Source organism: Oleiphilus sp. HI0123, from assembly GCF_001635315.1.
Genome location: NZ_LWGE01001181.1, coordinates 1 through 9,440 on the forward strand (window position 1 = coordinate 1; position 9,440 = coordinate 9,440).

Below are 9,440 nucleotides of genomic sequence, written 5' to 3' on the forward strand. Positions count from 1 at the left end.
TGGTAAAAGATGTCTTAATATGTGGTATAACTGCCAATGTAGCTACATCAAACTCATGCAACTTTTCGGGAAACCGAATTCTCTGATCAACAAATATATAGACAACAGCTAAACCAATAATAGCTAAGAATCCGGCAATAGGCCCTAATAATACAAAATGAAGAAAACGTAAGCCCACAGGGTTTAACGGCGGCAATGCTGGCTCTTGAATTCGATAGGTAACTCCTTGTCCCTCTACATTCAAGGTCATCGACAAACGAGCCTTTTCTTTTCGCTCTAACATGTCTTCATAAATTCGTTTGGTAACCGTGTAGTCACGAGTAAGCTCAGCTTCCTCTGCCCCGCGCTCTGCGATACGTTTGCGACGCTCAAACTCTTTATCCATCAAACCCTGCAAAGCACTCAAGCGCTTTTCTTTGGTCTGCATCCGTGTTATCGCATTTGAGAGACGGCTTCTCAACTCCTGATATAGAGGGTTAAGCACGGCATCTTGCTCCCCTTTAGCTTGTCCTCCATCGATCCGTTTATTCTCATCAGACTCTTTCATTGCTCGTCTAATATCGTCTATCTGATACGTTAAACTCACTACGTCTGGGTAATCTTCCGTATAAGTGAGAAGCAAATTATTCCGAGTAGTCTCTAAAGACTTAAGCCGCTCACCATAAACATCAGCAGTATATTTTTGCGAAGAGAATTCCGATTCATTATTTAACTGCTTTTTTGTTGCAGTTATCGAGGTCTTATCCTCATCAATCGAAATTTTAAGCTCTTCAATTTGTGAACGAATTCGACTAATACTAGAATCGACGTCCCCATCCCTTCCGTCAAAATTTTGAGACCTAAAATTTTTCAAGCGCTCTTCGGCCAAAAGTAGCTGATCTTTATATTGCTTTACTTGATTATCAATAAATAAAAATGCTTCACGACTCTCTGTCCGCTGCTCATCAGTGCTCGCTCTAATGAAAACATCTACCACCTCATTGATAACGCGATATGACTCTTCCGCAGTTGTATCTGAGTAGCTTATCTTTATATAACCAGCACCAAGCCCTTTTATAAGCACCTTTTCTCTTAAGCTATTAATTGCCTGCCCCAACTCCTCCGCCGACTCAAAACCTTGCACACCATACAAGTTATCAACCACCTGTTTCAAAATACGAGGTGAGTGAATTGTATCTTTTACTATCTTCGTGTGATTCTGCACTTTTGACTGCGCCGCCTGATCATCAAGCAAAGGCTTTAGTATATTCTGATTATCTGCAAATATTGTTGCCGACGTCTGAAATTTGGACGGCCAAACCATCCCTACAAAAAGAACAGTAAAACTAATAAGAGCAAAACCTAAAAGGCACCAGAACTTTCTTTGCCATAGTTCCCGGAAAATCACATCGATATAGCGAATTAACAGCGCAAAATCCATATTCGTCTAAAACCCTCTCTCTGGAACGGTAATAATATCCTGAGGATAAAGCGTATAGTTAGAATCTAAAATTCCCTTTTCTAATATATCATTCAGGTAAATAGGGTAAACCTTGGCACCCTCAGCAGTTTGGCGATAAAGTTTTGAATTATCAGAATCAGCAAAAACACTCACCCCACCAGCCTCTAAAACTACATCCAGCACTGTAATCCCTTTACGATAAGGAATTGACTGTTGCTCCTGAACAGCACCCGTCACACGAATTCTATGAATAAAATCCGCACTCGTTGGGTTGGAGACAATCACCGTTACTTTAGGGTTTCGAATATAACTATTCAGTTTGTCTTCAATAGTTTTAGACAACTGACTTGTAGACACACCATCAACAACAATATCACCAGCTAAAGGTACCGATATTTTTCCATCAGGACGAACCAGTACGTCTACAGATAAATCTGGATTACGCCACACACGCACTTGAACAGCGTCTCCAACACCTAATAGATACTCCTCAACCACGCCAATACTCGTTTCAACAGGCTGCTCCTTCACAACATTCTTAGTCGAGCAGGCACTTAGAAAACCCACCAACACAAAACAAATAATTAGTTTTATTTTCATCCTTCGACCCTTTGCCCTTACTCTAATCTTAAAAACGAACAAGCTCTTCGCCCTAGCACAATAAACCTACCCTGCTTACGAGTTCGCTTTGACACACAGTGATTACTACAATAACAGTTTAATGAACACCCTTGCCCAACAACACAACTTCTACCGTTTGAATAACAATCAAAACATCCATAAAGAAGCTATGATTCTTAACATAATATAAGTCGTATTTCAGCTTGTTTCTCGCATCGTCAACCGAAGCACCATAAGGGTACTTTAACTGCGCCCACCCCATTAACCCCGGCTTAACCTTATGCCGCGCATCATAAAATGGTATTTGCTCTTTCAACTCTTCTACAAACTGTGGCCTTTCGGGGCGAGGCCCTACGAAGCTCATATCACCGGTAAAAACATTATATAGCTGCGGCAATTCATCAAGACGCGTATTTCTGATAAACGCCCCAACTTTTGTTACGCGGGCATCATTTTTAGTCGCCCAAACGGCCTTACCGTCTTTCTCGGCATCTTGAGCCATACTTCTGAATTTATAAATTGAAAACTCTTTGCCATTCAAACCGACTCGCGTCTGACTATAGAGAATTGGCCCATCGCTCTCTAGCTTAACGGCTATCGCAGTAATCAGCATAAATGGCCACGCTAGCAAAAGAATAAGCCCAGCTACCGTCAGATCAAATATTTTCTTAAGAATGTCTCTCGCTTGAGAATAGACAAAACCATCCGAGAACAAAGCCCAGCCAGGGCGCAGCATTGAAATTTCCAAGCGCAGAAGCTCTCGCTCAATAAACTCTACCGGGTCAGTTACACGAACCCCCCGGAGCTTACAGTCAAGCAAAGCATCTATAGGAATCTGACCACCTTCACTGCGGCGGCGCTCATCTGGCGCGACAACTATTTCACTAATATTATGCTGCTTAACAAAGGCCATCCAATCTTCAGGTTCATTGACCAATAAACTGGAATCTACAACCACCTCACCTTGCCCACAAGCCATACAGCCATATAACTGAAACCCTGACTCATCTTTACTAGCTTGAATTCGCTCCATAATATTGGCAGCTGTGTTCCCAGCACCAAAAATTACAACTCGCCGCGTTAACTGAGCCAAATCAACGACTTTATAAAAAAGTACCCTTACCACTAATACGAAGATCAAGGAAAAGGTGATCGCAAACGCTAAAACGCCGCGACCTAAATACATAACAGGGAACAAGTAATAGAGTATCGTCAAGCTTGCGGTACCCAAGAAGAAATAGCTCACAACAGTACGCAAAGCCATCCCGGTCAAGCCTTCTATATAGATACTCGTATAAACCCCCATTGCAAGGGAGCATACACTCAACACCACCGCAAAGGAGATCATCTGAAGTTTAGGTGACTCCAGAATAACATTTACTTCGTCCGCGGCACCCCACATATTTCGCAACTCGACACCGGCAACAACCGCCAACATCAACAAGCAAAATTCAACTGCCCCTAAAACGAGAAACTTACTATGCAAATAATGATTTAAAACACGTACGTGAGCCACTAACGATTACCTTGAATGGAACTGAGAATTTTCTACAAACAACCCGGCTAAGCGAAAGAATAACACCCCACCAACACCCTAGCCGGAGAATAATACAGCTGTACGATAAAAGACGTAAATACAGAATTCACCTTTCATCATAGACTATTTCTTTAAATTATCTGCTTCGTCCTTTACTATTCTCTTAGAATTCAGTCTATCCTGAAGAATTAGTTGCGGCATTATGCAATAATCCGTCACCTTTTTTAAGCGTTCATTGTAAGTCATTTGTAAACAGTCGGCGCAAAGTTTTTATTTATTGATGAAAGATCGAGAGACCATGGAAACAAATACACAAATTTGCATTATCGGACAGGGCTATGTAGGTCTGCCACTGGCAGTCGAATTTGGGAAGAAATTCCCAACCATAGGGTTTGACATCAAAGAAGATCGCATCAACGAGTTACGCGAAGGTGTTGATAGCACACTAGAATGCTCATCTGAAGAGCTTGCTGAGAGCACACACCTCACCTTCACAACCCAGCTCGATGATATCAAGAATGCTACCGTCTATATCGTCACAGTTCCTACACCGATCGATGACTACAAAACACCAAACCTAACGCCGCTAATCAAAGCGAGCGAGATGCTTGGCAAAGTAGTCAAAAAGGGCGATTACGTTATTTACGAGTCGACTGTTTACCCGGGTGCAACCGAAGAAGACTGTTTACCACTAATCGAGCAAGGCTCTGGTTTGAAGCTAAATGAAGATTTCTTTGCGGGATACAGCCCGGAACGAATCAATCCTGGCGATAAAGAACACCGTGTCACGAACATTCTCAAAGTTACCTCTGGCTCAACGCCTGAAGCGGCAACTTTTATTGATGACCTTTATAAAAGCATCATCGTTGCCGGCACGCACAAAGCAGCTTCTATTCGTGTAGCTGAAGCCGCAAAAGTTATTGAAAATACCCAGCGTGACGTCAACATCGCTCTCGTTAACGAGCTTTCTTTAATTTTTGATAAAATGGGCATCGACACCCTGGAAGTACTCGAAGCCGCTGGCACAAAGTGGAACTTCCTCCCCTTCCGCCCAGGCTTGGTTGGCGGTCACTGTATTGGTGTAGACCCATACTACCTAACACATAAAGCGCAATCGATTGGTTACCACCCAGAAATCATTCTTTCCGGGCGCCGTATTAACGATAACATGTCTGCTCATGTTGCCGAGAAAGTATTGAAGCTTATGACCAAGAAGAAAATTCAGGTTGTTGACGCAAACATTCTGGTCATGGGGCTTACATTTAAAGAGAACTGCCCTGATATTCGCAACACCAAAGTGACTGATGTTATTACAGAGCTCCAGGGCTACCACGCCAATATTGACGTCTATGACCCTTGGGCAGATGCAGAAGAGGTGAAGCATGAGTATGGGCTTAACTTGATCAGCGAACCTAAACAAGATCACTACGATGCAGCAGTCATTTGCGTATCACACGACCAGATCAAAGAAATGGGTATCGCAGAAATCCGTAAGCTATGCAAAACCAATAACGTTATCTTTGATGTGAAATATCTATTCGACAAAGATGATGTTGATGCGCGTTTGTAAGCCTCAGCTCGGCATTGAATTAAGAGCCCGGTAGTTACCGGGCTTTTTTGTTATCCGCTTGCGATTCGATAATTAGCACCACATGGCAACCATTGGCACTCACTACATCCTCAGCGCGCTAGGCGGCGCGAGAAAAAAAGGCGTCGATACTCGCCAACTGCTAAAGCAAGCGCGAATATCCGAACTTCAACTCAGAAACCCCAGAGCACGCTTCCCGGTAGAGTCGGTTGCCAAGCTCTATTCAAGTATTGCAGAGACCCTAAATGACGAGTTTATGGGCTTCACTGAAACCCCCATTAAGCTCGGAACCTTTGCCCTCATGGCTGAATGGGTCAGTTACAGTCATAACCTCGAAGAACTATTGCATCGAGGGATTCGCTTCTATAACCAGATCAACAATGAAATAAAGGTTTCTCTTGATGTCGAAGGAGAGCACGTATATTTCACCTCAGAGTTCAACACTCCGGAATTAGATTTCGAGCACTTTTATATCGAGTACTGGCACGTCATTTGGCACCGCTTTGCAAGTTGGTACATTGGCAAACCCATTAAACTAATTGGCGCCTATATTAATTACACCCCCATTGATCATGAAGAATTTGAGCTCTTGTTTCGCTGTAAAACTAACCAAAAGAGCAAATTCAACCGCTTAGTCTTCCATCGGAAGTATCTCGAAGAGCCTTTGATCAAAACTACTCGCGACCTAAAAGTCTTTCTAGCACGCGCGCCGATAGATCTACTTACCATCCCCGGCGAAGACAATAGCCTGACAGCACAAATCAAACTTCTTATAGAGCCCAAGAGCACCCACATCAGCGAAGCAATTAAACTTCCAAATAGCGCTGTCATCTCTCGCCAATTAGGAATCAGTGAACAAACACTACGCCGAAAGCTTCACCTAGAAGGCATTAGCTATCAACAAATCAAGGATAATCTTCGCCTCGATATCGCTAATAAGCTGCTGACCAAGCGCAACCTGACTATCGCAGAAATTTCTCAGCACCTTAACTTCAGCGAACCCCGAGCCTTTTCACGCGCCTATACAAAATGGACAGGCGAAACACCGAAAACCTACCGCGTAAAAAAGATAAAATAAGCGATTAAGTCTATTTATCTGCACCTTTTCAACCAACAAATAAGCGTTTATGTCTATTTAAATTTTATATATTTGTCCTATACAGACATCATAACAAAACACTTATCTGTTTAATTTCAACACCTTAATTAAATATCACACCTTACCTCTCGTATCGAAGCGCACTTTATTTTATAGACATTTCCAAATATCATCGCTGCACTTTTTAGGACAAAAGCGAACCTTTTTCGTTTTAGTCATAATATTAAATTGCCAAAACTTCGCTACACTTGAGCGCTAAAATACACCTATACTTAGTAGCTTTATTTAACGAACTCCTATCACGACAGGCAAGCAAACTAACGGACCGTGCGATGACAACAAGCAAAGACGCCACACCCAAGATCAGCCTAGATAACCCTTTTGGTTCTGACAACGAGCTGGACTTTAGAATCCCCGGGCAAAATGCAGAAAACCCCGGACTTTATGAAGAAACTCTCCGTAAAGGTTACGACCTGATGCAGCGCCCAAGAAAAGCTGCTGGTGTAACGGCCATTACGCGTCAACACAGTAAAAAGCGAATGACGATATGGGAACGTATTTCAGTTCTAACAGATGAAGACCCAAAGGTACTGTTCCAGAACTGGGGTAAAAATCTAGATGGCGCGTCAATCGTCACGGCAGTCGTAAAAATAGACGGCCGAGACGTTGCCTTATACGGTCACGATTTCACCGTCAGGGCGGGCTCTATGGATGCCACCAACGGCACTAAGCTAGCCCGCTTAATGGAGCTTGCGGGTAAACGAAAGATTCCTTTAGTGGGCCTAAACGATAGTGCCGGCGCTTACGTCCCCGCCGGAGTCGGCGGTCTAGACGGTTACGCCGAAGCTTTTACCGCTTTAAGAAAGATCAGCGGTGTTGTACCTAGCATTATGTGCATGTTTGGTTTTAATGCCGGTGGTGGTTCATACCTTCCACGCCAAGGTAGCTTTATGATTCAGCCAAATGATACATTCTTTGGCCTAACAGGCCCTGGTGTGGTGAAAAGTGTACTCGGTGAAGATGTAACGCCTGACGAGCTTGGCGGCCCTGGCGTACATAGCCAAAGTGGTGTCACAGATATCGTGGTAAAAGATGAAGTCAGCGCCTTGAAGAAAGTTCGCCAACTACTCAAATATCTTCCGAACAACAATTCCGAGTTAGCACCCTATCAGGAAACGTCCGATCCGATTGATCGTAAGACCTGGGATATCGACATCCTGCTGAAGAAGGCCTTCAATAGCCCAACCGGTTTCAATACGCCTATTGATGTCACTATCATGATCCAGCAACTTTGCGACCATGGCGACTTTATTGAAATTCAGGAAGAGCGTGCACGTAACACGGTTACAGCCTTGGGTAGAATGGGTGGCAATGTGGTCGGCTTTCTGGCCAATAACAGCGCCGTGTCTTCAGGCCAGATTGATATTGATGCAGCCTATAAGAATGCACGCTTTATCCGCTTCTGTAACCTTTACAATATCCCTGTCATCTTTATGGAAGATACAACGGGTTTCTTACCTGGTAAAGATCAAGAATCAAACGGTATTGTGCAAGCAGGTAGAGCAATGCTTGATTCAATTATTGACCTAAGAACGCCTCGTTTTTTGGTGATCATTCGTAACGCTTTCGGTGGTGCTTACGCTTCTTACAACTGCTATCAGACAGGTGCAGACTTTGTATGCGCCCTGCCTTCTACCAGAGCAGCCGTAATGGGACCAGCAGGTGTAGAATTTGTCTATAAGAAGGAGTTACGCGCTATTCGCGGTGCGGTTAAGACAGGCGAGCAAAGTGCCGAATGGGGCGCTGAGCAAGAAGCCTTACTCGCAAAACGCTATGAAGAAGAATTGATGAACCCAAATGAGGCGTTGAGCCTAGGGTCGATCTCTCAAATTGTTATGCCCAGAGACATGCGCAAGGTCTTGTGCGAACAGCTCAATTTCCACTTATCACACTATACACCTGAGCCACTCGGCGGCGTACAAAGGGAGTCTTTCTAATGAGTAACGAACATTACCTTAACAACCCGCTGACTCATCAAGACCGTCGTTTAGGCCAATCAGACAGCACTTGGGTACGTAGCTTCTCGTGTGAAGACATTCGCCCCTTAATCATTTGTCGCGGCCCTATTCGTAAAGAAGCAATGGATGTATTTGCAGAAATGGGAGTGACGCATTGCGGTATCTTATTGTCTGAAAAAGACAGTATTGTTTATCAAAATGCCTTGGCGCCAGAACTGCGCCAAATCAACAATCCTGACCGCATTCACCGTGTGCCAGACTACAGCGGCGCAGATAAAGAAGAGCGTGTTCAGCGCATAGAACAGATCATTCGCATTGCTAAAGAGAACAACTATAACGCTATTTTTGCCGGCTACGGCTTTATGGCCGAAGACGAAGCGATGGTTGGCGCAATGGAAGAAGCCGGTCTGAACTTTATTGGCCCTTGCTCGGAAACGGTTCATAAAGCAGGCCTAAAAGACGAGGCGAAGCGCACCGCATTGCAAGTCGGCGTCAGTGTAACGCCTGGAATCAACAATGCTACTGCCTTGACACTCCTTAAAAAGCATAGCGATGAAAAGGCGCTACTGTCTTTAGTCAAAAAAGAAGGCTTAGCACTCAACCAAAAACGCTTTGAAAATGCCGACTCAATTGAAGATAAAGCCGACGTCGTGCTTGATGCAGGCTACAAAAAAGGCATCGACCTTTATAGCGTGGCAGAGCTTCAGGAAACCGTCCGCGAGCAAGTAATCAAGATTGGCCAGGAATACCCTGAAAACCGTATTCGCCTGAAATGCATCGGCGGTGGCGGAGGTAAAGGCCAACGAATACTCTCCAGCCCTTCAAGCTTTAAAGGCAGCATCGAAGAGCGCTTAAGCCAAGCAGCAGATGAAGCACCTTCTCTAGTACTTGAGATCCTCAACGAGGTAAAAGCGACAGGCCAAGGCGACAACAAGAATATTCTTGTCGAGTTGAATATCGAAACCACCCGTCACCAGGAAATCCAGGTGATCGGTAATGGTGAATGGGCACTGGCTTTGGGCGGTCGTGATTGCTCTTTGCAGATGCATGAGCAAAAGCTGCTGGAAATATCGGTTACGACCGAAGATTTACAGCATGCGCTTACAGAATCTTTGCATCGCGGTAGTGAAGCCGAA

Annotated in this window: 7 protein-coding genes; 4 read left to right on the plus strand and 3 right to left on the minus strand. The window is 44.3% G+C overall.

Annotation, left to right across the window (positions count from 1 at the left end; genetic code table 11):
• The 3 genes from A3761_RS13040 to A3761_RS13050 all read right to left on the minus strand — a co-directional run.
• On the minus strand, window positions 1-1,420 hold a 1,420-nt coding region (locus tag A3761_RS13040), incomplete at its 3' end, for an XrtA system polysaccharide chain length determinant (protein WP_068750319.1).
• A gap of 6 nt (window positions 1,421-1,426) precedes the next feature.
• Window positions 1,427-2,041 carry an XrtA/PEP-CTERM system exopolysaccharide export protein gene (locus A3761_RS13045; RefSeq protein ID WP_068553759.1) on the minus strand — a complete coding sequence of 205 codons (615 nt, stop codon included), beginning with the start codon at window positions 2,039-2,041 and terminating at the stop codon, window positions 1,427-1,429.
• A 118-nt stretch (window positions 2,042-2,159) separates the two neighbouring features.
• On the minus strand, window positions 2,160-3,578 hold the full coding sequence (locus tag A3761_RS13050; protein WP_068553760.1) for a TIGR03013 family XrtA/PEP-CTERM system glycosyltransferase: 1,419 nt from the start codon (window positions 3,576-3,578) through the stop codon (window positions 2,160-2,162).
• 319 nt (window positions 3,579-3,897) lie between these two features.
• Between A3761_RS13050 and tviB the strand changes: the two genes are divergently transcribed.
• From tviB to A3761_RS13070, 4 genes are all read left to right on the plus strand, one after another.
• The gene (tviB, locus tag A3761_RS13055; RefSeq protein WP_068513984.1) at window positions 3,898-5,169 is read left to right on the plus strand and encodes a Vi polysaccharide biosynthesis UDP-N-acetylglucosamine C-6 dehydrogenase TviB; all 1,272 of its coding nucleotides are present in this window, start codon (window positions 3,898-3,900) and stop codon (window positions 5,167-5,169) included.
• Between the two features lie 82 nt (window positions 5,170-5,251).
• A complete protein-coding gene (locus tag A3761_RS13060) occupies window positions 5,252-6,265 on the plus strand; it encodes an AraC family transcriptional regulator (protein ID WP_068750321.1) in 1,014 nt (337 codons plus the stop codon).
• Between the two features lie 353 nt (window positions 6,266-6,618).
• Window positions 6,619-8,283, plus strand: a complete 1,665-nt coding sequence (locus A3761_RS13065) for an acyl-CoA carboxylase subunit beta (protein ID WP_068513979.1) — start codon at window positions 6,619-6,621, stop codon at window positions 8,281-8,283.
• Window positions 8,283-9,440, plus strand: a 1,158-nt coding sequence (locus tag A3761_RS13070; RefSeq protein ID WP_304439612.1) for a biotin carboxylase N-terminal domain-containing protein, incomplete at its 3' end; no start/stop codon positions are given. The genes A3761_RS13065 and A3761_RS13070, both read left to right, overlap by 1 nt.